Origin of the sequence: Mesorhizobium sp. M0239 (assembly GCF_040321815.1) — a bacterium.
In the GTDB taxonomy this organism is placed as follows: domain Bacteria; phylum Pseudomonadota; class Alphaproteobacteria; order Rhizobiales; family Rhizobiaceae; genus Mesorhizobium.
In genome coordinates this window covers 80463-104360 of sequence record NZ_JAMYSG010000020.1, presented here as the reverse complement: position 1 = coordinate 104360, position 23898 = coordinate 80463, and the positions used below count along the sequence as shown (strand labels likewise).

The 23898-nt window shown below is 61.7% G+C and carries 30 protein-coding genes, 2 tRNA genes and 1 pseudogene; 17 read left to right on the top strand and 16 right to left on the bottom strand.

Annotated features, from left to right (window positions below; all coding sequences use genetic code 11):
* Positions 1-14 precede the first annotated feature (14 nt).
* The 5 genes from dapB (at position 15) to NKI99_RS21560 (ending at position 2568) form a co-directional block, all read left to right on the top strand.
* Entirely contained in the window at positions 15-794 is a 780-nt protein-coding gene (dapB, locus tag NKI99_RS21580) for a 4-hydroxy-tetrahydrodipicolinate reductase (protein ID WP_352611870.1), read from the top strand.
* Positions 795-1191: 397 nt separating this feature from the next.
* Positions 1192-1395 carry a DUF680 domain-containing protein gene (locus NKI99_RS21575; protein WP_352611869.1) on the top strand — a complete coding sequence of 68 codons (204 nt, stop codon included), beginning with the start codon at positions 1192-1194 and terminating at the stop codon, positions 1393-1395.
* 47 nt (positions 1396-1442) lie between these two features.
* A complete protein-coding gene (locus tag NKI99_RS21570; RefSeq protein ID WP_128305364.1) occupies positions 1443-1646 on the top strand; it encodes a DUF680 domain-containing protein in 204 nt (67 codons plus the stop codon).
* Positions 1647-1693: 47 nt separating this feature from the next.
* Positions 1694-1921, top strand: a complete 228-nt coding sequence (locus NKI99_RS21565; protein WP_023812599.1) for a DUF680 domain-containing protein — start codon at positions 1694-1696, stop codon at positions 1919-1921.
* A 413-nt stretch (positions 1922-2334) separates the two neighbouring features.
* On the top strand, positions 2335-2568 hold the full coding sequence (locus NKI99_RS21560; protein WP_352611868.1) for a DUF680 domain-containing protein: 234 nt from the start codon (positions 2335-2337) through the stop codon (positions 2566-2568).
* 51 nt (positions 2569-2619) lie between these two features.
* Here the strand turns inward: NKI99_RS21560 and NKI99_RS21555 are convergent.
* The 3 genes and pseudogenes from NKI99_RS21555 to purM form a co-directional block, all read right to left on the bottom strand.
* A pseudogene (locus tag NKI99_RS21555) lies at positions 2620-3127 on the bottom strand (SixA phosphatase family protein).
* 195 nt (positions 3128-3322) lie between these two features.
* The gene (gene purN, locus NKI99_RS21550) at positions 3323-4036 is read right to left on the bottom strand and encodes a phosphoribosylglycinamide formyltransferase (RefSeq protein ID WP_352611867.1); all 714 of its coding nucleotides are present in this window, start codon (positions 4034-4036) and stop codon (positions 3323-3325) included.
* The gene (gene purM / locus NKI99_RS21545; protein WP_352611866.1) at positions 4033-5112 is read right to left on the bottom strand and encodes a phosphoribosylformylglycinamidine cyclo-ligase; all 1080 of its coding nucleotides are present in this window, start codon (positions 5110-5112) and stop codon (positions 4033-4035) included. The genes purN and purM overlap by 4 nt, the downstream gene beginning before the upstream one ends.
* Positions 5113-5350: 238 nt before the next feature.
* On the opposite strand from purM, the gene NKI99_RS21540 reads away from it, so the two are divergent.
* The 3 genes from NKI99_RS21540 to hdaA are packed head-to-tail and all read left to right on the top strand — an operon-like array spanning position 5351 to position 7788.
* Positions 5351-5908 (top strand): CDP-alcohol phosphatidyltransferase family protein, encoded by a 558-nt coding sequence (locus tag NKI99_RS21540; protein ID WP_352611865.1) that lies wholly within the window; start codon positions 5351-5353, stop codon positions 5906-5908.
* Positions 5880-7082, top strand: a complete 1203-nt coding sequence (locus NKI99_RS21535; protein WP_352611864.1) for an AI-2E family transporter — start codon at positions 5880-5882, stop codon at positions 7080-7082. The genes NKI99_RS21540 and NKI99_RS21535 overlap by 29 nt, the downstream gene beginning before the upstream one ends.
* A gap of 1 nt (position 7083) precedes the next feature.
* Positions 7084-7788: a DnaA regulatory inactivator HdaA gene (gene hdaA, locus NKI99_RS21530; RefSeq protein WP_023812592.1), complete on the top strand. Its 705-nt coding sequence runs from the start codon at positions 7084-7086 to the stop codon at positions 7786-7788.
* A gap of 14 nt (positions 7789-7802) precedes the next feature.
* Here hdaA and NKI99_RS21525 read toward each other — a convergent pair whose 3' ends face one another.
* Entirely contained in the window at positions 7803-8084 is a 282-nt protein-coding gene (locus tag NKI99_RS21525) for a hypothetical protein (protein WP_352611863.1), read from the bottom strand.
* 101 nt (positions 8085-8185) lie between these two features.
* A tRNA-Pro gene (locus NKI99_RS21520) sits at positions 8186-8262 on the bottom strand.
* A gap of 140 nt (positions 8263-8402) precedes the next feature.
* Between NKI99_RS21520 and NKI99_RS21515 the strand changes: the two genes are divergently transcribed.
* Together NKI99_RS21515 and NKI99_RS21510 are read left to right on the top strand one after the other, a co-directional pair.
* Complete coding sequence (locus NKI99_RS21515; protein WP_023812590.1) at positions 8403-8708, top strand: ETC complex I subunit; 306 nt, start codon at positions 8403-8405, stop codon at positions 8706-8708.
* Between the two features lie 47 nt (positions 8709-8755).
* A tRNA-Arg gene (locus tag NKI99_RS21510) sits at positions 8756-8832 on the top strand.
* 87 nt (positions 8833-8919) lie between these two features.
* On the opposite strand, the gene NKI99_RS21505 is transcribed toward NKI99_RS21510, so the two are convergent.
* The 3 genes from NKI99_RS21505 to NKI99_RS21495 are packed head-to-tail and all read right to left on the bottom strand — an operon-like array spanning position 8920 to position 9805.
* Positions 8920-9201 (bottom strand): hypothetical protein, encoded by a 282-nt coding sequence (locus NKI99_RS21505; RefSeq protein WP_023812589.1) that lies wholly within the window; start codon positions 9199-9201, stop codon positions 8920-8922.
* Between the two features lie 39 nt (positions 9202-9240).
* Positions 9241-9522: a helix-turn-helix domain-containing protein gene (locus NKI99_RS21500; protein WP_031213538.1), complete on the bottom strand. Its 282-nt coding sequence runs from the start codon at positions 9520-9522 to the stop codon at positions 9241-9243.
* Positions 9523-9526: 4 nt separating this feature from the next.
* Positions 9527-9805, bottom strand: coding sequence for a hypothetical protein (locus NKI99_RS21495; protein ID WP_352555348.1), 279 nt, complete (start codon positions 9803-9805; stop codon positions 9527-9529).
* A gap of 309 nt (positions 9806-10114) precedes the next feature.
* Between NKI99_RS21495 and NKI99_RS21490 the strand changes: the two genes are divergently transcribed.
* Together NKI99_RS21490 and NKI99_RS21485 are read left to right on the top strand one after the other, a co-directional pair.
* A complete protein-coding gene (locus NKI99_RS21490) occupies positions 10115-10336 on the top strand; it encodes a hypothetical protein (protein WP_023814103.1) in 222 nt (73 codons plus the stop codon).
* 238 nt (positions 10337-10574) lie between these two features.
* On the top strand, positions 10575-11363 hold the full coding sequence (locus tag NKI99_RS21485; RefSeq protein ID WP_023814104.1) for a GGDEF domain-containing protein: 789 nt from the start codon (positions 10575-10577) through the stop codon (positions 11361-11363).
* 47 nt (positions 11364-11410) lie between these two features.
* Here NKI99_RS21485 and NKI99_RS21480 read toward each other — a convergent pair whose 3' ends face one another.
* Positions 11411-12250 carry a glycosyltransferase family 25 protein gene (locus tag NKI99_RS21480; RefSeq protein ID WP_352611862.1) on the bottom strand — a complete coding sequence of 280 codons (840 nt, stop codon included), beginning with the start codon at positions 12248-12250 and terminating at the stop codon, positions 11411-11413.
* Positions 12251-12346: 96 nt separating this feature from the next.
* Positions 12347-13066 carry a methyltransferase domain-containing protein gene (locus NKI99_RS21475; RefSeq protein ID WP_127289142.1) on the bottom strand — a complete coding sequence of 240 codons (720 nt, stop codon included), beginning with the start codon at positions 13064-13066 and terminating at the stop codon, positions 12347-12349.
* A 541-nt stretch (positions 13067-13607) separates the two neighbouring features.
* Between NKI99_RS21475 and NKI99_RS21470 the strand changes: the two genes are divergently transcribed.
* Positions 13608-14570 (top strand): glycosyltransferase family 4 protein, encoded by a 963-nt coding sequence (locus tag NKI99_RS21470; protein ID WP_127289140.1) that lies wholly within the window; start codon positions 13608-13610, stop codon positions 14568-14570.
* Positions 14571-14716: 146 nt separating this feature from the next.
* Positions 14717-15943, top strand: coding sequence for an anion transporter (locus NKI99_RS21465; protein WP_352611861.1), 1227 nt, complete (start codon positions 14717-14719; stop codon positions 15941-15943).
* A gap of 76 nt (positions 15944-16019) precedes the next feature.
* Here the strand turns inward: NKI99_RS21465 and NKI99_RS21460 are convergent, their stop codons facing one another.
* The gene (locus NKI99_RS21460; RefSeq protein WP_352611860.1) at positions 16020-16607 is read right to left on the bottom strand and encodes a TetR/AcrR family transcriptional regulator; all 588 of its coding nucleotides are present in this window, start codon (positions 16605-16607) and stop codon (positions 16020-16022) included.
* Positions 16608-16694: 87 nt separating this feature from the next.
* On the opposite strand from NKI99_RS21460, the gene NKI99_RS21455 reads away from it, so the two are divergent.
* Entirely contained in the window at positions 16695-17576 is an 882-nt protein-coding gene (locus tag NKI99_RS21455) for a crotonase/enoyl-CoA hydratase family protein (RefSeq protein WP_352611859.1), read from the top strand.
* Here the strand turns inward: NKI99_RS21455 and NKI99_RS21450 are convergent.
* The 5 genes from NKI99_RS21450 to NKI99_RS21430 form a co-directional block, all read right to left on the bottom strand.
* Complete coding sequence (locus NKI99_RS21450; protein WP_352611858.1) at positions 17537-17845, bottom strand: cupredoxin domain-containing protein; 309 nt, start codon at positions 17843-17845, stop codon at positions 17537-17539. The genes NKI99_RS21455 and NKI99_RS21450 overlap by 40 nt on opposite strands.
* Positions 17846-17856: 11 nt before the next feature.
* A complete protein-coding gene (locus tag NKI99_RS21445) occupies positions 17857-18381 on the bottom strand; it encodes a DUF4142 domain-containing protein (RefSeq protein ID WP_352611857.1) in 525 nt (174 codons plus the stop codon).
* 117 nt (positions 18382-18498) lie between these two features.
* Positions 18499-19173: an RNA polymerase sigma factor gene (locus NKI99_RS21440; RefSeq protein ID WP_352611856.1), complete on the bottom strand. Its 675-nt coding sequence runs from the start codon at positions 19171-19173 to the stop codon at positions 18499-18501.
* Between the two features lie 130 nt (positions 19174-19303).
* Positions 19304-20365: an HPP family protein gene (locus NKI99_RS21435; protein ID WP_352611855.1), complete on the bottom strand. Its 1062-nt coding sequence runs from the start codon at positions 20363-20365 to the stop codon at positions 19304-19306.
* A gap of 228 nt (positions 20366-20593) precedes the next feature.
* On the bottom strand, positions 20594-21772 hold the full coding sequence (locus NKI99_RS21430; RefSeq protein ID WP_023814116.1) for a cystathionine beta-lyase: 1179 nt from the start codon (positions 21770-21772) through the stop codon (positions 20594-20596).
* Between the two features lie 514 nt (positions 21773-22286).
* Between NKI99_RS21430 and NKI99_RS21425 the strand changes: the two genes are divergently transcribed.
* Together NKI99_RS21425 and NKI99_RS21420 are read left to right on the top strand one after the other, a co-directional pair.
* Positions 22287-22922, top strand: coding sequence for a DUF1326 domain-containing protein (locus NKI99_RS21425; RefSeq protein ID WP_352611854.1), 636 nt, complete (start codon positions 22287-22289; stop codon positions 22920-22922).
* A gap of 9 nt (positions 22923-22931) precedes the next feature.
* Positions 22932-23777: a DUF2182 domain-containing protein gene (locus NKI99_RS21420; protein ID WP_352611853.1), complete on the top strand. Its 846-nt coding sequence runs from the start codon at positions 22932-22934 to the stop codon at positions 23775-23777.
* Positions 23778-23898 lie beyond the last annotated feature (121 nt).

The window sequence follows — 23898 nt, the reverse complement described above, 5'->3', positions numbered from 1 at the left end:
CGCGGGATAGCGCCATGTCGAAACCACCGGTCAGGGTCGCCATCGCGGGTGCGCTGGGCCGCATGGGCCGCGAGATGGCGGCGGCCGTGCAGGACGACGCGCGGCTGGCGCTCGCCGCCCGCTTCCACCGGCCGGGCAGTATCGGCGAAGGGCTGGTGAGCCGCGACGAGGCGCTTGCCGTGGCCGACGTGGTCATCGACTTTACCACGCCGGCTGCCTCGGCTGATCTGGCCAGCATTTGCGCCGAACGCGGCGGGCCGGCACTGGTCATCGGCTCAACGGGCTTCGATGCTGATGATTCGGCTGCGATCGCCGACGCCGCGAAAACAATTGCCATCGTGCGCTCCGGCAGCTTTTCGCTCGGGCTCAACATGTTGATCGGACTGGTCGAGCAGGCCGCGCGGGCACTTGATCCCGATGACTGGGACGTGGAGATTGTCGAGGCGCATCATCGCCACAAGGTCGATGCGCCATCGGGAACGGCGTTGATGCTGGGGCATGCCGCAGCCGGCGGACGCGGCATCGATCTGGACACGGTCGCAAGGCGTGCACGCGACGGCGTCATGGGCTCGCGGCCGACCGGCGAGATCGGCTTTGCGGTACTGCGTGGCGGCAGCATCGTCGGGGAACACAGCGTCAGCTTCTGCGCCGAGGGCGAGACCTTAACCTTGTCGCATGCAGCCGGCGACCGCATCATGTTCGCCCGCGGCGCCATCGCCGCCGCACTCTGGGTGGCTGGACGTCCGCCCGGCGAATATGACATGCGCGACGTGCTGGGCATGACCGGCCTGTAGCGGCCGGTTTGTCGTCCCGGTTGGACGTACGCACCCATATCTCGTCCGCCTCCGCACCGTAAAAAAGAATGCTGGAGGGGTCAGGTCTCTTCAAACCGAACCGTTCGGTTCGATTTCTGTTGACGGACTGTATAGCAGATGGTGAACGCTGGCTTGGTTGTCGGCCTCGTATGGTGGGAGAAGAATCTCACTAACGATTTGATTTCGAACAGTAAAATTATGACCGCCGAGGCCCTGTGCCAAATTTCAAGGTCCGAATTCGAGCCGCGGGGGAACATCTTCGTGATTGGAATCCGCGGCAGGGCAAGCCCATCTCGGGGTGGTCCGAGTGACGCGAAATTCCTCCCAAGGGCACGCCACTAGACGGACAGAACAAAGAAATACTGGAGTAAATAAAATGACCAAGATCGCTCTTACCGCCGCCGCCATCCTCGTTGCCACGGGCACTGCTTTTGCCGGCAGCGACAACTATGGCTCGGCCAACGCCAATCAGCCTGCCGTCACTGTCGACCATTCGGTCACCGCTTCGACCTCGAAGGTGACACAGACCGTCCAGGCCCCCGCTTCGCAGGGCGCTGACCGCAATCTCTTCGGCCGCTAATCGCGACTGCCGATATCAACCCAATCTTGAATTCAGGAGTAAATAAAATGACCAAGATCGCTCTTACCGCCGCCGCCATCCTCGTCGCCACGGGCACTGCTTTTGCCGGCAGCGACAACTATGGCTCGGCCAACGCCAATCAGCCTGCCGTCACTGTCGACCATTCAGTCACCGCTTCGGTCTCGAAGTCGACGCAGACCGTCCAGGCCCCCGCTTCGCAGGGCGCTGACCGCAATCTCTTCGGTCGCTAATCGCGACTGCCGCTATCAACCCAATCTTGAATTCAGGAGTAAATAAAATGACCAAGATCGCACTCACCGCCGCCGCCATCCTCGTTGCCACGGGCACCGCTTTTGCCGGCAGCGACAATTACGGCTCTTACAATGCCAACCAGCCGGTTGCGAACCAGTCCGTGTCCAACATCGACACCACGCACACCGGCTCGATCCCGAAGTCCGTGAAGACGCAGGGTGATGCCAATGCCAACGTGCCGGCTCAGTCGGGCCAGGGCATCTGGGGTCGTTGATTTTCTGAAGTCTGCGACCACAAAGAGCGGTGGGCTTTGCCCGCCGCTCTTGTTTTTTATGCATGAGCAGGACTTCGGCCGACGGCGCCAGTGTCGGGCGCCGATCGTAAATCGAACCAATTGGTTCAATTTATGTTGACGAATCGTGAACGGATGGCGAGCGCTGGCTCGACGAACCGCCGCACCATGCGTCAGGTATTCCCCCTTATAAGTGTTTGAGATCAATTGATAAAACAGGGTGAGCTCAACACCTTGGCCCACGTTCGAGGTCCGGATTTCGCGCGTGAGGGAACGTCTTCGTGATTGGAAGCCGGCGCACGAAAAACCCAGATCGAGGCTGTCCGAGCGACGCGAAATTCCTCCCAAGGGCACGCCACTGGACGGACAGGAACAGGAATACCGGAGTAAATAAAATGACCAGGATCGCTCTTACCGCCGCCGCCATCCTCGTTGCCACGGGCACCGCTTTTGCCGGCAGCGACAACTATGGTTCGGACAATGTCAATCAGCCGGCCGTCACCTCGCACGCGCTCAATGTCGACCACAGCTACACGGCTTCGACCCACAGGCTGGTCAAGCACCGCGACCTCACGCTGAGGCCCGATTCGGTCCAGCCGGAATCCGGCCAGGGCAACTGGGGAAACTGACGGCTCAAGCGGGCGTGCGGTGGGCTTTGCCTGCCGCACCTGCCATGGACGCTAGCCAAGGTCCTTCGGCCGCAGGCAATGTGTCAACCGGGCGGGGGACACGACGGACCAATCGCCTTCGAAGACCACCCGGGCCAGGGCTGCCGTCGGGAATTTCTCCTCAAGTCTCTTGAGCGCCTTGGCGTCTGACCCCGGCCCGGCAAGCTGTCTGGCCAAATGTTCCAGGCCCGGATTGTGGCCAATTACCAGCAAGCTGCCGCTTGAAGCGTCGGTTTGACCAATCTGGCTCAGAATGTCCGCCGCTGAAGCATCGTACAGCGCCTTGAATGCGATCCGGGGTGGCACGGGCAGCTCCGCCGCCACAAGCCGCCAGGTGTCGCGGGTGCGCGGTGCCGGCGACACCAGCGCCAGGTCCGGCAAGCCAGCCGCGCGCTGCAAGCTCGCGTCCCATCAAGCACGCCGCCGTAACCCCGCGTTCGGCCAAAGGCCGGTCGAAATCATCGAGATCAGGGTCGTCCCAGCTCGATTTGGCGTGACGGAGAAGAAGTAGTTGTCTCATCGATGTTGGTCAGGACCAGCGAGACTGGTCAGACGAGTGCGGGCCTTTTGTTTGATCGCTTCAATGTCGAAGGGATCTAACGGGCCGCTTTCCAATCCTTCCAGCCAAGCTCTGCGCAGCCGGTCCGTTTCGGCCTGGCACCGAGTCTGATTTGGCGGTTCCAGGCTAAGTGCCGTTGTCATTCCCGATCTAGGCTCAAGGCGTAATGCGCGCCAGATGCTCGAGGTCGGTTTCTTCGCGCAGCGGGTCGGGGGCCATCACCACCGAAATGCCGTTGTCGGCATCGTCGGCAAAGTGGGCAAGCACGGTGCGGCCGGCCTCCATGCGCGCCTTGCCCTCGGCGACCAGCCCCAATGCCAGCGGATAAAGCCGGTGCTCGGCCTTCAGCACGCGGGCTGCCAAAGTATCGGCGGTGTCGCCGACCATCACCGGTACGGCTGCCTGCGCGATGATCGGGCCGTCATCCATCTCTGAGGTGACGAAGTGCACGGTGCAGCCATGGATGCGAATGCCGGCGGCCAGTGCGCGCGCATGGGTGTCGAGCCCCTTGAAAGCGGGCAGCAGGGCAGGGTGGATGTTGATCATGCGGCCCTGCCATCTCTGGACGAAGCCGGGGGTGAGGATGCGCATGTAGCCGGCCAGCGCCACGATCTCGGCGTTGAAGGCCGCGAGCGCCGCGTCTATTGCCGCGTCATGCGCCTGCTTGCTGCCATGGTCGGCACGCGAGACGACCTGCGTGGCGATGCCGCGCGCCCTGGCGATGCCGAGCCCGGCGGCATCCGCCTTGTCGGAAATGACACCGACGATCTCGGCCGGGAACGCCGGGTCGCTGGCCGCGGCAATCAGCGCGGTCATGTTGGAGCCGCGTCCCGAGATCAGGACGACGGTGCGTTTCCTCTGCGCGCTCATAGGCCGATCGAGCCTCGATAGATGACCCCGGCGTCGCGGCGCGGCACGATGCGGCCGATCGGCGTCACCGTCTGGCCGGCCTCCTGCAGCACGGCGGCGACCTGTGCTGCCTGGCCGGATGCGACTGCCAGAATCATGCCGATGCCGCAATTGAAGGTGCGCATCATCTCTTCCGGCGCCACGCCGCCGGTCTTGGCCAGCCACGAAAACACGGCAGGAACGTCGATCGCCTCGAGGTCGAGTTCGGCCGAAAAATCCTTGGGCAGCACGCGCGGGATGTTTTCCGGGAAGCCGCCGCCGGTGATGTGGGCGAGCGCCTTGATGCCATGCGTGTTGCGGATCGCCTTGAGAATCGACTTGACGTAGATGCGGGTCGGCTCGAGCAGCGCCTCGGCCAGCGTGGCCTCGTCGGCGAACGGCGCCGGATCGCTCCACGACAGACCGCTGACGGCGACGATGCGGCGCACCAGCGAATATCCGTTCGAGTGCAAGCCAGAGGAAGCCAGGCCCAGCAGCACGTCGCCTTCGACAATATCGTCGGTGGGCAGCAATTGGCCGCGTTCGGCGGCGCCCACCGCAAAGCCGGCCAGGTCGTAATCATTGCCGTGATACATGCCGGGCATCTCGGCCGTCTCGCCGCCGATCAGCGCGCAGCCGGCCTGGCGGCAGCCCTCGGCAATGCCGCCGACGATCGCGGCACCCTGGTTGGGATCGAGCTTGCCGGTGGCGAAATAGTCGAGGAAGAACAGCGGTTCGGCACCTTGCACGACGATGTCGTTGACGCACATGGCGACGAGGTCGATGCCTATTGTGTCGTGCTTGCCGGCATCGATGGCGATCTTGAGCTTGGTGCCGACGCCGTCATTGGCCGCCACCAGCACCGGGTCGGTAAAGCCCGCGGCCTTGAGGTCGAACAGGCCTCCGAAACCGCCGATCTCACCATCGGCGCCCGGCCGGCGCGTCGCGCGCACCAGCGGCTTGATCTTCTCGACCATGAGATTGCCGGCATCGATATCGACACCGGCCTCGGCATAGGTGAGCCCGTTCTTGCGCTTGTTCACGTCGCGCTTGCTCATTTCTGGTGCCCGTTCAACAATTTTCCTTGTCGCGGGCTCTTCGCATGAACGGTTTCTGTCCGCAAGGATAACGGCCATCTCGACCTACAAAACCGTGGACAGGGCGCGCGTAGGGGCTCGTGATTGGCGAAAGCCAGGCTGAAAACCGCTCTCCCATGCGGGGAGATCGGCAGCTTCTCCCTTGTTGCCACTCACCATCTTCATCATCTATCTCCGACCAAGAGGAGGTGCCAAGCATTTGACCATCCCCAACCTGATCACCATCCTGCGCCTTGTCCTGGTGCCGGCGGTGGTGCTGGCGATGCTGCAGACGCGCTGGGACTGGGCTTTTGCCGGGTTCCTCGTCGCCGGTATTTCCGACGGCGTCGACGGGTTCATCGCCCGCCGTTTCAACCAGCAATCCACCCTCGGCGCCTATCTCGACCCGGTGGCCGACAAGCTGCTGCTGGTTTCGGTGTTCGTTGTCATGAGCTTCATCGGGCAATTGCCGCTGTGGCTTGTCGTCATCATGGTGTCGCGCGACGCGTTGATCGTCTGCGCGGTGGTGTTGTCCGCCGTCATGACCCATCCGGTCGAGATGAAACCGTTGTTCGTGTCGAAGGCCAACACCGCGATCCAGATCGTGCTGGCCGCGCTTGTGCTGGGAGAACTTGCCCTTGCCGTTCACCTCGACCCGCTGAGGTCAGTTCTCATATTGCTGTCCGGGGTCTTGACCGTGGCTTCGGCCGCAGCCTATCTCGTGACTTGGCTGAGGCACATGAGCGGCTATGGCGAAGGCTCCACTCCGGACATCTGAGACAGAAGCGGCAGCGATCGAGGCCGCGGCCGCCGACACCGCCGCGTCCGCGACCTTTCGCCGCCAGATCTTCTTCTGGCTGGCCGGTGCCGCGCTGCTGGCGCTTTTCCTCTATGTTTTCAGCGCCATCCTGCTGCCCTTCGTCGCCGGCATGGTGCTTGCCTATTTCCTCGATCCCGTTGCCGACCGGCTGCAGCGGCTCGGCCTGTCCCGTTTCATGGCGACGGTGGTCATCCTCATCACCTTCCTCATCGTGCTGGTGCTGGCCTTTGTCATCCTCATTCCGGTTCTGGCCACGCAGATGGCCGATTTCGCCGGCAAATTGCCGGAATATCTGACCCGGCTGCAAAGCCTGATCACCTCGTTCGATCCGAAATGGCTGGAACAGAAGTTCGGCGTCAACGCCAATAGCTTGCGCGACGGGCTGAATTCGCTGCTGACCTCGGGCTTCGGCCTGATCACCGCCGTCTTCACCTCGCTGTGGAGTTCCGGCATGGCGCTGGTCTCGGTGGTAAGCCTGTTCGTGGTGACGCCGGTGGTCGCCTTCTACATGCTGCTCGACTGGGACCGCATGGTGGCGGTCATCGACGGTTGGGTGCCGCGCGACAACGTCGCGACCGTGCGCGCCATCGCGCGTGACATCAACACCGCAACCGCCGGCTTCGTGCGCGGCCAAGGCACGCTGTGCCTGGTGCTGGGCGCCATGTATGCCACCGGGCTGACGCTGACCGGGCTGAATTTCGGCATCCTCATCGGCCTGTTCGCCGGGCTGATTTCCTTCATCCCTTATGTCGGCTCGCTGACCGGGCTGGTGCTGGCCGTCGGCGTCGCCTTCGTCCAGTTCTGGCCGGACTGGACGATGATCGTCGCCGTCGCGGTCGTGTTCTTCATCGGTCAGTTCATCGAGGGCAACATCCTGCAGCCGCGGCTGGTCGGCAAAAGCGTCGGCCTGCACCCGGTATGGCTGATGTTTTCGCTTTTTGCCTTCGGTGCGCTGTTCGGCTTCGTCGGCTTGTTGATCGCGGTGCCGGCTTCTGCGGCCGTCGCCGTGCTGGTGCGGTTCGCCATTGCCCGCTATCTCGAATCGCCGCTCTACAAGGGCCGCGGCGCGGCACCTGTGCCGCAGCTTCCAGCCGATCGCGGCGGCGGCCACCGCACGCAACCGCGTCGCTGAAGTGACTGCCCAGCCAACCGACCCGCCACGCCAGTTGCCGCTCGATCTCGGCCATGGCACCGGCTATTCGCGCGACGAACTCGTCGTCTCCGGCACCAACAACCAGGCGGTGGCGCTGGTCGACCGCTGGCCGGACTGGCCATCGCCGGTGGTGGTGCTGGCCGGTCCCGCGGGTTCGGGCAAGACGCATCTGGCCTCGATCTGGCGCGCGCGTGCCGATGCGGTGGCGGTCGACGCCAGGCGCATCGGCGACAGCATTGCCAATCTCGGCGCGCGGCCGGCACTGATCGACGATGTCGATACCGGCGCGGTCGATGAACAGGGCCTGTTCCATCTGATCAATGCGGTGCGCGGTGCCGGGTCGACGCTGCTCCTGACGGCGCGCCGCTTCCCGTCCGCCTGGGGCGTCACGCTGCCTGATCTCGCCTCACGGCTGAAAGCGGCCGCGACAGTGGAAATTCATGAGCCCGACGATCTCCTGCTCGCCGGCGTCATCACAAAACTCTTCGCCGACCGTCAGATCGAGGTCGAACCGCATGTCGTGCAGTATCTGGTCCGCCGTATCGAGCGCTCGCTGGCGACAGCGATGCGCGTGGTTGAGCGGCTCGACCGGACCGCGCTCGAACGCAAGACCCCGATCACCAGGGCGCTGGCAGCCGAAACCGTCAACGCCATGGACGAAGGGCAGGGCGAATTCGAGATTTAGCCGAGAGGCCAGTCTCAGAGCCACATTCTGGCGAAATGACGGACCGCGAGGTAGACGGCAGAGTGAACGGCGATATAGCCCGCGGCGACCAGCACAAACATTCCGATACTGATACGCCAGGAGCGGGAGACGACAGCGCCTGGGGCCTGCCTCGCCTGTCTGCGGCTTTCACGGTTGTTCCACATCGCCAGCGCGGCGCAGGCAATTGCCCACGTCACCATGAACGGAACGGTGACGCCGGCATAGGCAAAGTAGGCCGGTCCGAAAAGCGACACCCAGGCATCGATTCCAAGCATCTGAACCCCCTGTTGCCGAACCGGCCCGCGGCCGCCGGATGCACGACCGGAGCCGGAGCAAGTGAGCATATGGCTGCGCCGGGCATTGGGCTGTGAGGGGATGGTCGGAGTGGAGAGATTCGAACTCCCGACCCTCTGGTCCCAAACCAGATGCGCTACCAGGCTGCGCTACACTCCGAACGGTCTGTTGCCTATTCATTTCGGTGGTGCATGGCAAGTGCAAAAACCCGCGAGAGCAAAAACCTTGCCGCCGTGCGCATTGCGCAGTAATGACGGGCGAAGGGTGGCGATGCTGCCTTGCACAAGAACGAGGTGGCCATGTCCGCGCGCATTTTCAGCCCAGCCAAAACCGCGATGCAGTCCGGCAAGGCCAAGACCGGCCACTGGGTGCTGGAATTCGATCCCGAGACGCGCAAGAAGATCGATCCGCTGATGGGCTATACGACGTCGGCAGACATGAGAAGCCAGATCAGGCTTAGCTTCGACACGCGGGAAGAGGCGGTGGCCTACGCCGAAAAGCAAGGGCTCGCTTTCCGCGTCGAAGAGCCGAAAGAGACCAAGCGCCGCCAGATTTCCTATGCGGAGAATTTCCGCTATGACCGCAGGACGCCCTGGACGCATTGAACGGCGCCCAGCGCCAGAATATCCAGCCGGTCCAAAGGCCGGCCAGCGGTCCCGTAGCTCAGCTGGATAGAGCACCGGCCTTCTAAGCCGATGGTCACAGGTTCGAATCCTGTCGGGATCGCCAAAGCCTTTCGGGTCCATTCCGGACACATAGGTCGCGGTTTATACCAGAGACATGGGCTTTCAGAGAGCGTCACCAGGCCTCGTGCGCTCAAACCGCCGCCGCCAGAAGCAGCGTTACCCCCAGGACCGTCGACGCATAGATCGTGGCTAGAAGCACGATCGGGCGAGGATATTCGGCGGGTGTCGCGAGGCCGGCAAAGTGGGGATTTCGAAATGTTTCGGTGCCGGGCGACGGGCCGTCGGCGGCAGCGGGAGTGTTGTCATTGCAAGCGAGCAGAGAAAGACGCTGGGCAATATCGGCGGCGATCAGAGGATCGTCCGCCACCAATTTCGACCAGTCCGAAACAATGCCGATTTCACCTTTGAACATCGCGCGCCTCCCGTTTGGGATCTAACAGCGATATCTAAATTATGTTCCGCCGATAGTTTGACGAGGCGGACCGCTCTTGGTCCTCGCAACCTTCTGATCGATGAAAACCACGCCCGCTGCCTCCAACCCTCGACGGATGGCAGCCAGCTTGGCCGAACTCGGAATCCTTCGTCCGCTCTCGAAACTGCCGATCGTTCCTTCGCTAAGGCCGCACTTCGCGGCGAGTCGCACCTGCGACCATTTCAGCATCGCTCGTGCGGCTCTGCACTGCTGGGACGTAAGGGGCTGGATCCCTGAGACGGTGGAGCTTCGCGTGTTCACATCCTCAGATCCCTTCGCTTCGGCGGGAGATGGCTTTGCACCAGGTGCACCTTGTCCAGACCCACGGTGACCATTGTCCGAACGACACCGTGACCTTGTCGCCCTCGATCTGCGTAACGTCGCCGGATAATTCCATCGGCTGGCCCTCGGTCAGCTTGGTCGCTGGACCAATGACCGAATGCGGAAAATCGTAACCGGGGATCGACACGCTGACGCGGTCTTCCGTGACGCGCTTCAGCACCGTCGCCATGACCGCCACTTCGTCGCCGACCTTTATTGCCATGCTTCTGATTCTGGGGCGGCATCCGGCTGGCGTCAAGGATTAGCTATGCCTTATATAGCAAGTCACGGAATCACCTCTTTCCATCCAGGAACGCCACGACAGCGGTAAATACCGCAAGCTGTTCAGCTCTGTCATGGTGATGAGGGGATTTAGCGTGGCCGGGCAGTCGGCTGGGGGCCAGCGTATTATTTCGTTACTCTGCCTTTTCGGAACCTTCCCGCGCACGGCGCGTTCGGCCCGCTGTATTCGCGGACCCTCATATAAAAGTGGACAGGCGGGAGGCAAACAAGGGTGGGGAGGAGTGTTGCCATGTCGAAGCGAGAAATAGGCATATCTTCGGCTCTGGATCGGCGCATCGCCGATCTTAAGGCCAGGATGCAGGACGCCCGGATCACGGAATATGAAATGAAGACCTTTCAAAAAGTGGCTTCAGCCATGGGAGGCGACGGAGGCTCCCTACGCCTCGATGCCGACGACCTGATCGCGGCATCCTTTGTCGTCGATGCGCTGAGTGAGCCGACGCTCAACTGACGACGAGCGGTCTGGCTTCGCGCGCCGTTTTGCCCTTGCTCGGCCGGCAATTGGCCCACGCCTTCAAGCTCTGAAACAGGATGGCTGCTTTCCAGCGGCCGTCTTGTGGCGTCTGTCGCAAGTCATCGACAGGCCCGGCGGGTTGGTTCCGCCGCCCGATATCGAATTGGAGGGAAAGTCTTATCAATTTGTTGGGGTTGGTGCGTCATAGTAGCGACGGCTAACGGAGTTGAACGCGATGAAGCTCGATCTGTCGCCGACGAGCTGGGGCAGGGTGATCGCTGTCACGGCAGTCGGTACGGCATTCTTCATTGCCGTGGCGTTCTTCGTCGATTCCTTCAATTTTCCCTATCTTTCGCCCGAGGCCGTGTGGCGGGCGCAGATGACCGACCTGATGCTGCCTTTGGTGCTGGGTGGTTCGTTTCTGTTTTTCCTGATGTGGAAGATTCGCCAGCTGGCCATCGCGCAGCGCGATCTCAGCGTCATTGCCGCGACCGACAGCCTGACGGCGGTGCTGAACCGTGGCGCCTTCTCGATGCTGGTCGAAGCCTATCTCGAGCAGACCCGAAAGCAGGAACAGACCCGTTCGGGCGCGCTACTGATCATCGACGCCGACCACTTCAAGTCGATCAATGACCGCCTGGGTCATGATTGCGGCGATCAGGCGCTCAAACTGATAGCGCAGGCGATCAAAGGGCAACTTCGTGGCGGCGATATCGTCGGCCGCATCGGCGGCGAAGAATTCGGGGTGTTTTTGCCCGGCGTGGATCCCTCGCAATCCTGGGTGGTTGCCGAAAGCATCCGCCGGCGTATCAGGGAGATGGAATTCTCACCCGGCGGCAGGCCTTGTCCGCTTTCCGTCAGCATCGGCGGCACAAGCTTTACCGGCCCGATCACCTATGAGGAAATCTTCTCCGCTGCCGACAAAAGGCTTTACACAGCCAAGTCGAACGGACGCGATCAGGTCAGCTTCGATCCGGCCGGAACGTCTCCGGCGCCTGCGCCCGGGGTCGCCACCGTGCATTGAGGGCAGCTTCATCAACCTGGCTGCCGCTACGTTGAGTGGTCGGCCCGTCACGGTTGGGGATAAGAGCCTTCAGCGCTCGGACGGCACGTGGATTTGTGCAGGCTGTCGAGCAGACGGCGCTTTCGCTTTGTCGTCATCACGCCAAAAGAGATAGTCTTCTGGTGCCTGAGGCGGCAGATATTGAAAATCTGCCGACCTATTCGCCTCGTTTCGACCGCGAGCTTTTCGGTGGGTTTCCTCTTGGGCGAAGAATTTGCCACTGATTTCACCAGCCGCTCCTCACCAAGAAGGCTGGTAAACGCGACGGACTTCTCGAGCACAATATCACTTTGCACGCAAAGCGCGGGCAAGATTTGGTAAATGGTTTTACTTGATGACGTTGGAAGCGACGGGTCGAAGACAACGTGATCGGCGGGCGCATCGAGATCTCGGACGATCAGATCTCGCGCTGCTTGCTTCGAAAGGATGTAGCCGGCCGTTCCGATGTGGAAGCTATATAGTCTGGCTACTGAAAATGCACGGTCAACGAAATTGCGCCTCATCCCGATGACTGTCTTCCTCAAGTAGGTTTCCAGCTTGATGATATCGGCATCGGCCGGAACCCATCCACAATCGGAAAGCATCGGGCCAGCCGCATCGGACAACAGGATATCATCTTCGAAGATCGCACCAAAGGCATCATCACCATCCGCGATGATTTTCCAGCAAACCTTGTGGCTCATAAGGCAGGCCGCTTCGGTAGGAGTTAAACTCGGTGAAGTCTCGGCCAATCCCAGTCGATGCAACGCGTCAACGGCACGAACCCGTTCGAACGAAACACCAATCTTCGCGAATTCAGCTGTGACATGGGCAAGTCGATCCGGAGATCGATCAAGGTTGATGACCATGCATTTCATCGATGCCCCCCCAAAGGCTATGTGCGATTATAGCTACTGCTTTTATCTTGATTCGGAATTCATTCCCCCGTGCCCGGAATGACTGGCCTAACCAAATAGTTTCCGCCGCAACGCCCGCAATCTGCTGTTCAGCCTTTTGCTCTCCAGGTGGATCACTCGGTTGCTTCTGTCGAGATAGGTGTCTGGATGGACAAAGTTGAGATAATCGGGGTTTGCTGGATCACGACATAGTTTTTCGCCCGCCTCGTCATTCGCCATCAAGAGGAGGTTCTGGCGATACCAGAAAGGAATTCGACTATCGGCCCATATCATGGGACGGACTATGTCATAGGTCTTGAATCCGTGAATCTCGAACCGGCGAGCCCACGTACTATGCCAAGCTTCATTGACATGATTGGTCCCGCCTTGGTGCGGCACAGCAGCGGAAAACAGAATGGCTGGGGCGCTTTGACAAAGCCATTTCACGGCTTTGAGAGACGCCGCTTCGGATATGTGTTCCAACACCTCCGCACAAATAGCCATGTCAAATCGGCCCAGATCAGGGAGAGGTTTCTCCAGATCAACGGCAAGAAATTCACTTTCGGCAATCAGGAGGAGTTCTCTTGGAACCCATGGCCCGTCGAGACCTCGTACATTGTTGATCTCTAGTTGCTTAGCGGCGGCGAGCCACGATCCTGCGCCAGTTCCCAGGTCAACAATCGAAGCTGGTTCCAAAATATCTACTACTTGTTTCAGAATTATCCTGGCAATTCCGACTTCCTCTGCTCGATCGGCAAAGAATTTTTTGCTGTAGATCGTTTCTCTCATCCGGAGGCTATAGCGTTGCCGATTTCCAATGGCAAGTGGAGCAGTATCTACTCTTTCCGGCGGCCTAACCTCCGATCTAAGACCAACTAGCTCTACCGCTCTGTCGATGCCTATCCATTTCCCGGATACAGGTGCATGACCTAGCCGTTTTCGGTCTGCTCGCCGTAATGACTGATGAACTGCTCCGCAGGCTTGGGGCGGCGCTTACTGCCGGTGCGCGCGATCGAAGAGGAGCGAGACAGGCGGGAACGCGTAGGAAGCGCGGCTTGTGACGCTCTTCGTATATTTGAAAAAACCGATTGAATACGCATAAATAGTTGAATATTCGATAAATTCGATCAAATTACTAAATAGATGATCTCTATTTTCTAGCATGGAATATTAGATGAGGAGTCCCTCTATGTTCAGGGCAATTTGCCGCAGCGGCACTAGCCATGCTCTGCATTAGTAACGCCCTCGATAGCCCTGGTGGGGTAGTACAGCAACGGCCGGGTTTCACTCGCGGCAAACAACCGGCCAGGCAGGGCAAAGCGCAGCGATCATGCTCAATCTGTTCAACGGCTTTCAGGATCCCTTCGGCGGCAGTGACCTTGAAGCTTTGGAACTGCACCGGCTGTTGAGTGCCGACTCCGAAGTGCATCTGTGGGCAACCTCCTCCAGTGTGTCCGCCGAGTTGATGCGGAATTTCCCGATTCGCCGCGTCTCACTGTCGAAGTGGGATGTACCGAATGGGGGTACCTACGTCTTTCTCGGCTCGCATTGGCGCAACAAGATGTGGCCTTACCTGATCCCGCGGCCGCGCCGGCTGATCTATGTCTTCAATACCTTTCACCCGAAAATCATGTCGCTGACGAGGCGCATGCCCCGCATGCTGAACTGGCCCGACGCCGAACTGGTGCTGATTTCCGATTTTCAGAGACGGATGCTCCAAATCGATGGCACCGTGCATCCGTCTCCGATCGATATCGAACGTTTTTCACCACGGCGTCTGGATTCGGATCGTCCGTTCACCGTCGGACGCTTGAGCCGCGATGGGCCGGGCAAACATCATCCCGATGACATACCCCTTTACGAGACATTGCTGGCCGAAGGTACAGCCTTGCGGATTCAGGGAGGGACAGGGCTCAAGGGCAGCCTCATGCCGCATCCGCAACTCGAGCTGTTGCCACCCGGCCAATTTTCCGCCGAAGCGTTTCTGCAGACGCTCGACGTGTTTTATTATCGCACCGGTTGGCATGTGGAAACCTTCGGTCGCGTCGTGTTCGAGGCGATGGCCTGCGGGTTGCCCGTGGTCTGCCATTCATATGGAGGCTATTCCGATCATATCAGGCATGGCGAAAACGGCTTCTTGTTCGAAACGACGCAGCAGGCGGCGCGGATCCTGGCCGATCTCAAAGCCGATCCGGCGCTGCGGGCGGCAGTGGGCCTCAAGGCACGGCAGACCGTCGAGCAGCTGTTTTCACCGCAGGCACTGCGACAAAGGCTGGATTTTTATCTGCGTTAGCGGCACGTCATCCCTTGGGCGGTGCTTGACGCAACAACATGCCTGGCTGTCTGTCATCGATCTCGACATCGCGCTAAAGCAGGCACGCAAATCAGCCCATTGGGGCTGACAGGCAGCGGCGCGCCACAGGGCAGGACTTCTTATCGATGACATTGATAGGCGCGGCGGCACTGCTGATCCTGATCCTGACTTACGCTGGTGTCGCCATCGGCCGCATCCCCGGCCTGCGCCTCGACCGGGCGGGGATCGCGCTTCTCGGCGGGGCCGCGATGATCGCCATCGGCGCGCTCAGCATGGAGGATGCCTACCGGGCGATCAATTTCGACACCATCACGCTTCTGCTCGGCATGATGATCGTGGTGGCGCATCTGAAAGTGTCGGGCGCCTTTCGCGGCCTTGGCGCCATCGCCATCGAGCACGCGCACGCGCCCTTCATGCTTTTGGTGATGGTGACGCTGCTGACCGGCGTGTTGTCCGCCTTCCTGGTCAACGACGCCATCTGCCTCGTCATGGCGCCGATCGTCGTCCACGTCACCCGCATCATCAAGCGCAACCCGATCCCTTATCTGATCGCCACCGCCACCGCGTCGAATTGCGGCAGTGTCGCCACCATCACCGGCAATCCGCAAAACATGGTCATCGGCGCGCTGTCGGGCATTTCCTATCCGGCCTTTTCGGCAGCGCTCGCTCCGGTCGCCCTGTTCGGCCTCGTCGCGGTCGTCATCATCATCCGTATCGTCTTCCGGGCCGAATTCGCCCGCACTGTCCAACTGACGCCCGAAGTCTCGCGTGGCCGCATGCACAAGGGGCAGGTGCTGAAGGCGGTGGTGGTCTGCATCGGACTGGCAATCGCCTTCTTCGCCGGCGTGCCCGTCGCCAAGGCCGCACTCATCGGCGGCGCCATCCTCTTGCTCACCCGGGCGATCAAGCCGGAACGCATCTACCGCGAGATCGACGGTCCGCTGCTGTTCATGTTCGCCGGTCTGTTCGTTGTGGTCGCCGGCGCCGAAAAGACGCTTCTTTCGCCCGACATGATCGCTTCGGCCAAGAACCTCGGGCTGGGCGACGTCTGGCGCCTGTCCGGTTTCACCGCGGTGCTCTCCAACATCATGAGCAATGTCCCGGCCGTGCTGGCGCTTCGACCCTTCATACCCGGCCTCGAAAATCCCGAGCGCGCCTGGCTGGTCGTCGCCATGAGTTCGACGCTGGCCGGCAATTTCACGCTGCTGGGTTCGGTCGCCAATCTGATCGTCGCCGAACAGGCACGGGCCGCCGGCACGACGCTGTCGTTCGGCGCTTTTTTCAAGGTCGGCTTGCCGCTGACGCTGATAACGCTGGCCGCCGGCACGGCATGGCTGGCGTTTGGGTTCTAATGCATGTCGCCCAAAAGTGGCCCCGATTTTGGGGCAACGATATGCATAAAACCAAAGGCTTAAAGCGCGTCGCGCTTTAGGCCTGGCTGCCTGAAATTCGCGCCCGCACAAGCGTTGCCGCGGCGCGGCCGGCGGCCTCGATGTAATCGGGGTTGCGGTGGATCAGCATGATCGAAAAGCAGCCGTCGATCAAAAGCACGATCTCGCGTGCCAAGGCAGGCGGCTCGCCGACGCTATGGTCCGACAAGGCGCCGGCCAGCCATGTTTCGAAATTCAGCTTGTGCCGCGCGCCGACCTTGACCGCCGGATGTCCGGGCATCGAGGCGAGTTCGGCGGCCGTGCGCAGGAAGCCGCATCCTTTCCATTTCGGGTGACGAGCGGACCTCGCCAGATTGGTGAAGATCGCCTCGACCTTGCGATCCGCGCCGCCTTCGGCAGCATCGAACCAGCCAGCCATCCGCTTCAGATTGGGTTGGTCGCGGCCATCGAGATAGGCGGCGATGAGGTCGTCCTTGCTCTTGAAATGGTAGTAGAGCGTGCGCTTGGTGAGACCCGCTTCCTCGGCGACGGCATCGACGCTGACGCGACCGATTCCTTCGGCATAGAAGAGCCTGGTCGCGGCATCGACAATGCGTTTGCGGGTAGGACTTTGCGTGTCAGGCATGAGCTTAGGTATACCGACTAGTGAATATACACAAGCGGAAAGAGGCATAGTCTTCCGGTCATCAGCATGATGAAGAAGGAAGAGCCAATGACCGATCTTGTCCTTAACGAAACCCGGGATGGGATCGCCATCCTCACCCTCAACCGGCCGGAGAAGCTGAACGCGTTGAATTATGCCCTGATCGATCGCCTGCTTGCGGTCCTTGACGACATTGATGTCGATGACAGCGTTCGTGCGGTCATTCTGACCGGAGCAGGGGAGCGGGCGTTTTCGGCCGGCGGCGACATTCATGAGTTCTCGGCCAGCGTGGCGGTGGGCGTCGACGTCGCGATGCGTGATTTCGTCATGCGCGGGCAGCGGCTGACGGCAAGGCTGGAAGCGTTTCGCAAACCCGTCATCGCTGCCGTCAACGGCATTGCCTTTGGTGGCGGTTGCGAAATCACCGAGGCGGTGCCGCTGGCCATCGCCAGCGACCGCGCTTTGTTCGCCAAGCCGGAAATCAGCCTTGCAATGCCGCCGACCTTTGGCGGAACCCAACGCCTGCCCAGGCTCGCCGGGCGCAAGCGGGCGCTCGAACTGCTGTTGACCGGCGACTGGTTTGCGCCGCCGCGGGCGCTTGAGCTGGGTCTCGTCAACGAGGTTGTGCCGCATGCCGAGTTGATGCCGGCCGCGATCGGCCTGGCCAGGCGTATCCTGCGGCACTCCGATCTGGCGATTGCCGGCATCCTCACGGCAGTGGCGCGCGGCCTCAACCAGAGCATCGCCGAAGGCTTGGCTGTCGAGGCCGAGCAGTTCGCCCGCATGGCCCCGACCGCCGATCTGCGCGAAGGGCTGGATGCCTGGATCGCACGCCGCGAGCCGGGCTATGACGACTCGTGGACGCATATCGCGCGCCCCGACGAGGCCAGGCGAGCCTCGTTGGCGCTGGATCAGGGGGCCACCACCAAACGGCCTTTCATGTTGGGGTGAAAGCGGCAGAAATAGTCGACCTTTCCCGCCGCCTTCAATGTCAGGCTTGCGGATTTCTTCGGCGGGATCATCACCTCCCAGCCGCCTTTCACGGTGGCCGTGTGGGCGAACACATCCTTGTTCACCCACTCGATCGTGTCGCCGACCTTGGCCTCGACGTTGGCTGGCGAGAACACCAGCCTGTCGATGATGACCTGGATGGTTTCTGCTCGCGCCGGAACGGTACCGACGGCCAGCGCCAACGCAATCCACAGATGGCGTTTCGGCATGCTCCCGGTCCTTACTTGAGCATGCCGGCGACGTGCTCGGCGTGCTGCTCATGGCCCTGGAAAATCTTCAGGCCGGTTTCCAGCAGGCTCTTCAGTTCGGCATTCTGCGCCGACGGGATCAAAAGGGTTTCGAGCGCGCCGTTGACCTGCTTGTGGTAGGCGACCTCATTGTCGACATAGGCCTTGTCGAAGGCAGCGCCGTCGAGTTTGGCGAGCTTGGCCCGCTCCTCCGCCGCAGCTTTGGTCAGCGCCTGGCTGGTGGCGTTGTCTTCCGGCGTGACCTTGAGCTTCTTCACCAGGTCGAGCGCCTGAACATTTACAGCCTCGTGATCCCGGACCATGTCCTTGGCGAAATCGACGACCTCCTTGTTCTTCGATTTCTCGATCGCCAGCTTGGCCGCTTCGACGTCGATGACCCCGGCCGTGTAGGCGATGTGGGCGATCTGCGGATCGGTCGGCTTGTCGGCGGCTTGTACGAACGGGGACGCGCCAAGCAGCAGCAGGGCGGCGAGCGCGGCAGTGTGTCGGATAGACATGGCATCTCCTTCGTCCGGACGCTGAAATCGCGCCGGACTGTGTTTTTCGGTTGACGTTCATTGGATGCTGGTCAGCGGCAAACGTTCCCGCTGAAATGAACTGAAATCCGGTGAGGGTCAGCTTTCCAGCCCGAGCCGCCGCATCACGGCGCTGGTCAGTCGTTCGCAACGCCGGCCGGCGAAGGGGAAGGCATCGAGCAGCACCGGTCCGATCTGGTCGTCCAGCGCCTTGCGCACGAGGGCGCGCGCGCGGTGCAGCCTCGTCTTGACGGTTTGCGGCCGCACGCCGAGGAGATCGGCGGTCTCCTCGATGCTCAGCCCCTCGATCACCCGCGCCACGAACACCGTCCGGTAGACGTCGGGAAGGCTGTCGGTGGCCTGTTCGACCAGTTGGAGGATCTGCCTTTGCGCCATCGTCCGTTCCGGATCGTCGCTGGGGTTGAGAGGGAACCGGATGATCTCGGCTTGCGGATTTTCCGGCAGTGCCACCGTTCTGCGCCTTTTGCGCAGGCGGCCAAGCGCCTCGTTGATGACGATGCGCGACAGCCATGTGGCGAGCGAGGAGTCGCCGCGAAACGCATCGAGATGGGCGAAAGCCTTGACGTAGGCCTCCTGCACGATGTCCTCGGCCTCGCTGTCATTGCGCACGACGCCGCGCGCGATCCGGTAGAGCCGCTGATTGTGTGTCTTGATGATGGTGCGGAAGGCATCGTCGTCGCGCGCCAAGGCGCGGCGCACAAGCTGCATCTCGCCTGGCACAGCAGAAGGCACGGCCGTCAAGACAGCAGGCATGGCCAGTTTCCTCAACCCAATCTCCGGACCGAACCTCGATTGAGAGATTGGACGCTGTCGCCGGCAAAAGGTTCCCGAAGACTTTTCGCGGGGCCCGGCGGCGGTACCCTACCGCGCGAGTGAAGGCTTGTCAGGCAGCCTGCAGGCGCGCCGTGGCCGCCAAGAGATCGGTCTGGGTGATCAGCCCGAGAATCCGTTTGTCGTCGTCGACGATGATGACCGCATGGCTGCGGCCGTCGGTGAGCACCGGCAGCAGACCCATGGCGGCAAAACCTGCGGCGGCTGTTGCCGCGGGTGATATGACGGATCCGACTGTCCCGGAGGCCTGGGTGAGTTCGCGCAACCCCACGGTGCCTGCCAGCCTGGCTTCCGCATTGACGACCGGCAGGGTCCGGATGTTGTGGTCAAGCAGCAATTGGCGCGCCGCCTCGGTGGAGGTGTGAGCATCGACCGAGATCACATCGCGCGACATGATATCCTCGCACAGAAGGGTCTTGTGCGCGCGTACCATCGCCTGCAATTCGACCTGCCGCAGCAGCCGGTCGAGATCGTTGCGATCGATATCGAATGTCTCGTCGAGTGCGCCAAGCGCGGCATCGATGTCTTCGGACCGGAAGCCCACGCGCAGCTGCGCCGGCGGGTCGCCGGTGCCGTGGCTGTTCGCCGGCGCTGCAACCGGTACATGCGGATAATTGCGCCGGGCCAGCCTGTGGAAGCCGTAGCCGAGCGTCACCAGCAGGATCGAGTTCAGCGCCACCGGCACGAATGGAAACAGGAAGCCGGCGCTGATGACGGCAGGCCCTCCCAGCACCGCGGTCAGCGCGGCCGCTCCGCCCGGCGGATGCAGGCAGCGCGTGAACGACATGGCGGCGATGGCCAGTGCCACCGCGATGCCGCTGGCAAGGGCGGTTTCGTGGATGAAATGCGCCACGATCACGCCGACAAGTGCCGATATCGTGTTGCCGCCGATGATCGACCATGGCTGTGCCAGCGGACTGGCGGGCACGGCGAACAGGAGCACCGCCGACGCCCCCATCGGCGCCACCAGCAGCGGCACGTGCGGGCCGTTGCCGAGCACAAGGCTGGCGATCACGCCGGTGAGTGCAATCCCGATCGTTGCGCCGATACAGGCTACGAGACGCTCACGCAGCGTCGCGCCGGCAAGAATGGGAACAAAGAGGCGGAAAGCCATGGGGTCGAAAACTCTGCCGGTATTCCAGGGGAAGTCGAAAATGTGCTGATTGCACCGCAATGACGCGGCATCGTTGAATTTGAAAGCCAAACTGATCCGCGAAATCGCAATTTTAGGGAATAGAATTCCGCTAGTGCATGTCGCCCAAATGTGACCTCGGTTTTGGGAGAACGACATGCACAAAAACAAAACCTGAAGCGGGTCGCCTGAAATCAGGCGCGACACGCTTTAGGCTGCCGCTGCGGCGGTCAGGCCGCGCGAAATATCGGCCTTCAGGTCGTCGACATCCTCGAGGCCGATCTGCAGGCGGATCAACGGACCCTCATAGGGGGCTTTTGCAACAACGCGGTCGCCGAGCCAGACCGGCACGGCAAGGCTCTCATAGCCGCCCCAGGAATAACCGAGGCCGAAGATCCGCAGCGCGTCGAGGAAGGCGTGCTGCTGCTTCTGGCCGCCACCGGCCAGAACGATGGAAAAGATGCCGCTCGAGCCGGAAAAGTCGCGCTTCCACAGAGCGTGATCCGGATGGCTGGGCAGGGCCGGGTGGAGCACGCGCGCCACGCCCTTCTGGCCCTCGAGCCAGGAGGCGATCGCAAGCGTGCTGCGCTGATGGTGTTCGAGGCGTACGCCCATGCTGCGCAGGCCACGCAGCACCTGGTAGACGTCGTCGGGCCCGGCGCAACAGCCAAGCGTGCAGAAGCTTTCGTAGAGGTGCGTCCAGCAACTCTCATTGGCCGACACCGTGCCAAGCAGCACGTCGGAATGGCCGGCCGGGTATTTGGTCGCCGCATGGATAGATATGTCGACACCGTGGTCGAGCGGGCGGAAATAGAGTGGCGTCGCCCAGGTGTTGTCCATCATGACGATGGCGCCCGCGGCGTGCGCCGCCTTGACGATGGCCGGGATGTCCTGCACCTCGAACGTGTTGGAGGCTGGCGATTCCGTGAACACCACCTTGGTGTTGGGCTTGATCAACGCCGCGATGCCGGCGCCGACATCGGGGGCGTAATACTCGACCTCGACGCCCAGCCGCTTCAGCATCGTGTCGGCGAAATTGCGGGTCGGATGATAGACGGTATCGACGATCAGCAGATGGTCGCCGGCCGAGACGAAGGCGAGCAGCGGCACCGTCACCGCCGCAAGGCCCGACGGCACCAGGATCGTGCCTGCCGAGCCTTCCAGCGCGTCTATGGCATGGGCAAGCGCATCGGTCGTCGGTGTGCCGCGCGTGCCGTAAGTGTATTTCTGGGTTCGCGCCGCCATCGAAGCCGCGTCGCGGAAAAGCACGGTCGAAGCATGCACCACCGGCGGATTGACGAAGCCGAAATAGTCGTGCGGATTGTTGCCCGAATGGGCAAGCCGCGTGTTGATGCCCATCCCGCCGTGCTCGCTGCCGTCTTTCGCCATTCTGCGTCGCCTTGTTTGATAAGCCGCTAGCCATAGTGCGGCGCTATGGACCGTGCAACAGCCACCGCCCGCCAGGAGGCGGACTTCGAATATGCCAATTCGTCGCGGCAAAAACAGCGATGCGGGGACGGAGTATTAAACGAAAAACCCGCCTGTGCGGCGGGTTATCGGCGCAAACCAGCACCATGGACGAATATGTACCATAGCTGAGGGCAGGGAGTCAAGAAAAAATTCCTATCAAGAAAAGCGACAGGCACAAAAGCTACCGGCACAAAAAGCTGCTGCCGCCGCCGAACTGGTTGTCGTCAGGTTTTTTGTTGACCTGTGTTCGGAGCCCTTGTCCCCGCCGATCGGTCTATTGTGGGCGGCGGTGAATGGTATATGATTGTCGGCTAATATTAATCGCCGGATTGCTTCGATCAGATGCTGCCGGATGGTTGCTGCCGGTTGACTTCTGGTCCTCCACGATCCGGATCGCGCTCACGAAGCGTGAGCGCGGCAAGGGAGGAATGCCATGCCGGACGTCAAATGGGCCATGAAGGCGAGCGAATTCATCAACTGCAACTGCGCCTATGGCTGCCCGTGCCAGTTCAACGCCATGCCGACATACGGATTCTGCCAGGCGGTCGCCGGCATGGAAATCGAGAGCGGCCATCACGGCGACACCAAGCTCGACGGGTTGCGGTTCGTCGGGATTTTCAGCTGGCCCGGCGCCATACACCAGGGCGGGGGCGAAGCCGCGGTGGTCATCGACGAGAGGGCGACGGAAGCCCAACGTGGCGCGCTGCTTCGCATATTGGGCGGTCTGGACACCGAGCCAGGTGCAACGATATTTCAGGTCTTTTCGACCACGCTGGAGAAATTCCACGATCCGATCTTCGCGCCGATCGAATTCAAGATCGACGTCGACGCGCGAACCAGTCGGCTGCATGTCGAGGGTATAACCGACGGTCGCGGCGAGCCGATCCGGAATCCGGTCACCGGCGCCGCGCACCAGGCGCGCATCGACTTGCCGCACGGCTTCGAATACGCGATCGCCGAGGTCGGGCGCGGCTGGACCAAGGCGACGGGCCCGATCAAGTTCGATCTGGCCGATACGCACAGCCATTTCGCCAATCTGCATCTCACGCAGAGCGGCATCGTGCATTGACCTGATCCAATGGGCGATACGGCCCTCGAGGCGGTGCTGAGGCGCGATCGCGCGGTCGTGACGGCCGCGCTCGTCGTGATCGCCGTGCTCGCCTGGGCCTATGTGCTGTGGCTCGCCGCCACCATGGTCATGCCCGGCTCCCCTTTGCCGGACGGCGGAGGCGGCGACATGGCCGGCATGGATATGGGCGGCATGGATATGGGCGCCGCCATAGCGCCCGGCTTCCGGGCCTGGGCGATGGGCGATTTCGCTTTCACCTTCACGATGTGGGCGGTGATGATGGTTGGCATGATGACGCCTTCGGTCGCGCCGATGTTGCTGCTCTATGCCGGTGTCGGCCGCAAGGCGCGGGCGGATGGCCGGCCCATCGCTTCGACGGGATGGTTTTTTGCCGGCTATCTCGCCGTCTGGGTCGTCTTCAGCCTCCTGGCGACCGGTGCGCAATGGCTTCTCGCCCGTCTAGCCTTGCTCGATCCCTTGATGGCGACCGTCAGCGCGATCCTCGGCGGCCTCGTCCTGATCGCCGCCGGTCTCTATCAATGGACGCCGATGAAGGGCGTCTGCCTGCGCCAATGTCAGGCACCGATCGCGTTCCTGGCCAGCCATGGCGGATTCCGTTCCGCTCCGCTCGGCGCGCTTCGGCTCGGCATGGATCACGGCGCTTATTGCTTGGGGTGTTGCTGGGCGCTGATGGCTCTGTTGTTCGTCGGTGGCGTCATGAACGTGCTGTGGATCGCCGGCATCGCCATCCTTGTTCTGCTGGAGAAGACGGTGCCGACCGGGCAGCTGATTCCGCGCGTTTCAGGCGCGTTGATGGCCGCCGTCGGGACCTGGATCGTCTTTCAAGCCTTTTGAGAGCAGTCTTCGTCGGCGGTCTGTATTGGTATGCAGCCGTCAGTAAATCGTCAGATGACAATCTTGGAACCTGGTAGTTCGTCGCACGGGGAGGTCAACAACGACGAGGTATTGCCCGGGA

What these genes read in the sequence shown, in the direction of transcription:
- NKI99_RS21570 (WP_128305364.1), top strand. Translation starts at nt 1,443, where the DNA reads ATGACCAAGATCGCTCTTACCGCCGCCGCCATCCTCGTCGCCACGGGC.
- NKI99_RS21495 (WP_352555348.1), bottom strand. Translation starts at nt 9,805, where the DNA reads ATGGCAATAAAGGTCGGCGACGAAGTGGCGGTCATGGCGACGGTGCTG.
- purN (WP_352611867.1), bottom strand. Translation starts at nt 4,036, where the DNA reads ATGAGCGCGCAGAGGAAACGCACCGTCGTCCTGATCTCGGGACGCGGC.
- NKI99_RS21440 (WP_352611856.1), bottom strand. Translation starts at nt 19,173, where the DNA reads ATGCCTGCTGTCTTGACGGCCGTGCCTTCTGCTGTGCCAGGCGAGATG.
- NKI99_RS21485 (WP_023814104.1), top strand. Translation starts at nt 10,575, where the DNA reads ATGAAGCTCGATCTGTCGCCGACGAGCTGGGGCAGGGTGATCGCTGTC.
- NKI99_RS21455 (WP_352611859.1), top strand. Translation starts at nt 16,695, where the DNA reads ATGACCGATCTTGTCCTTAACGAAACCCGGGATGGGATCGCCATCCTC.
- NKI99_RS21560 (WP_352611868.1), top strand. Translation starts at nt 2,335, where the DNA reads ATGACCAGGATCGCTCTTACCGCCGCCGCCATCCTCGTTGCCACGGGC.
- NKI99_RS21465 (WP_352611861.1), top strand. Translation starts at nt 14,717, where the DNA reads ATGACATTGATAGGCGCGGCGGCACTGCTGATCCTGATCCTGACTTAC.
- NKI99_RS21515 (WP_023812590.1), top strand. Translation starts at nt 8,403, where the DNA reads ATGTCCGCGCGCATTTTCAGCCCAGCCAAAACCGCGATGCAGTCCGGC.
- NKI99_RS21475 (WP_127289142.1), bottom strand. Translation starts at nt 13,066, where the DNA reads ATGAGAGAAACGATCTACAGCAAAAAATTCTTTGCCGATCGAGCAGAG.
- NKI99_RS21425 (WP_352611854.1), top strand. Translation starts at nt 22,287, where the DNA reads ATGCCGGACGTCAAATGGGCCATGAAGGCGAGCGAATTCATCAACTGC.
- NKI99_RS21460 (WP_352611860.1), bottom strand. Translation starts at nt 16,607, where the DNA reads ATGCCTGACACGCAAAGTCCTACCCGCAAACGCATTGTCGATGCCGCG.
- NKI99_RS21445 (WP_352611857.1), bottom strand. Translation starts at nt 18,381, where the DNA reads ATGTCTATCCGACACACTGCCGCGCTCGCCGCCCTGCTGCTGCTTGGC.
- dapB (WP_352611870.1), top strand. Translation starts at nt 15, where the DNA reads ATGTCGAAACCACCGGTCAGGGTCGCCATCGCGGGTGCGCTGGGCCGC.
- NKI99_RS21525 (WP_352611863.1), bottom strand. Translation starts at nt 8,084, where the DNA reads ATGCTTGGAATCGATGCCTGGGTGTCGCTTTTCGGACCGGCCTACTTT.
- NKI99_RS21435 (WP_352611855.1), bottom strand. Translation starts at nt 20,365, where the DNA reads ATGGCTTTCCGCCTCTTTGTTCCCATTCTTGCCGGCGCGACGCTGCGT.
- NKI99_RS21505 (WP_023812589.1), bottom strand. Translation starts at nt 9,201, where the DNA reads ATGTTCAAAGGTGAAATCGGCATTGTTTCGGACTGGTCGAAATTGGTG.
- NKI99_RS21470 (WP_127289140.1), top strand. Translation starts at nt 13,608, where the DNA reads ATGCTCAATCTGTTCAACGGCTTTCAGGATCCCTTCGGCGGCAGTGAC.
- NKI99_RS21575 (WP_352611869.1), top strand. Translation starts at nt 1,192, where the DNA reads ATGACCAAGATCGCTCTTACCGCCGCCGCCATCCTCGTTGCCACGGGC.
- NKI99_RS21450 (WP_352611858.1), bottom strand. Translation starts at nt 17,845, where the DNA reads ATGCCGAAACGCCATCTGTGGATTGCGTTGGCGCTGGCCGTCGGTACC.
- NKI99_RS21430 (WP_023814116.1), bottom strand. Translation starts at nt 21,772, where the DNA reads ATGGCGAAAGACGGCAGCGAGCACGGCGGGATGGGCATCAACACGCGG.
- NKI99_RS21480 (WP_352611862.1), bottom strand. Translation starts at nt 12,250, where the DNA reads ATGGTCATCAACCTTGATCGATCTCCGGATCGACTTGCCCATGTCACA.
- NKI99_RS21420 (WP_352611853.1), top strand. Translation starts at nt 22,932, where the DNA reads ATGGGCGATACGGCCCTCGAGGCGGTGCTGAGGCGCGATCGCGCGGTC.
- NKI99_RS21535 (WP_352611864.1), top strand. Translation starts at nt 5,880, where the DNA reads ATGGCGAAGGCTCCACTCCGGACATCTGAGACAGAAGCGGCAGCGATC.
- NKI99_RS21565 (WP_023812599.1), top strand. Translation starts at nt 1,694, where the DNA reads ATGACCAAGATCGCACTCACCGCCGCCGCCATCCTCGTTGCCACGGGC.
- purM (WP_352611866.1), bottom strand. Translation starts at nt 5,112, where the DNA reads ATGAGCAAGCGCGACGTGAACAAGCGCAAGAACGGGCTCACCTATGCC.
- NKI99_RS21490 (WP_023814103.1), top strand. Translation starts at nt 10,115, where the DNA reads ATGTCGAAGCGAGAAATAGGCATATCTTCGGCTCTGGATCGGCGCATC.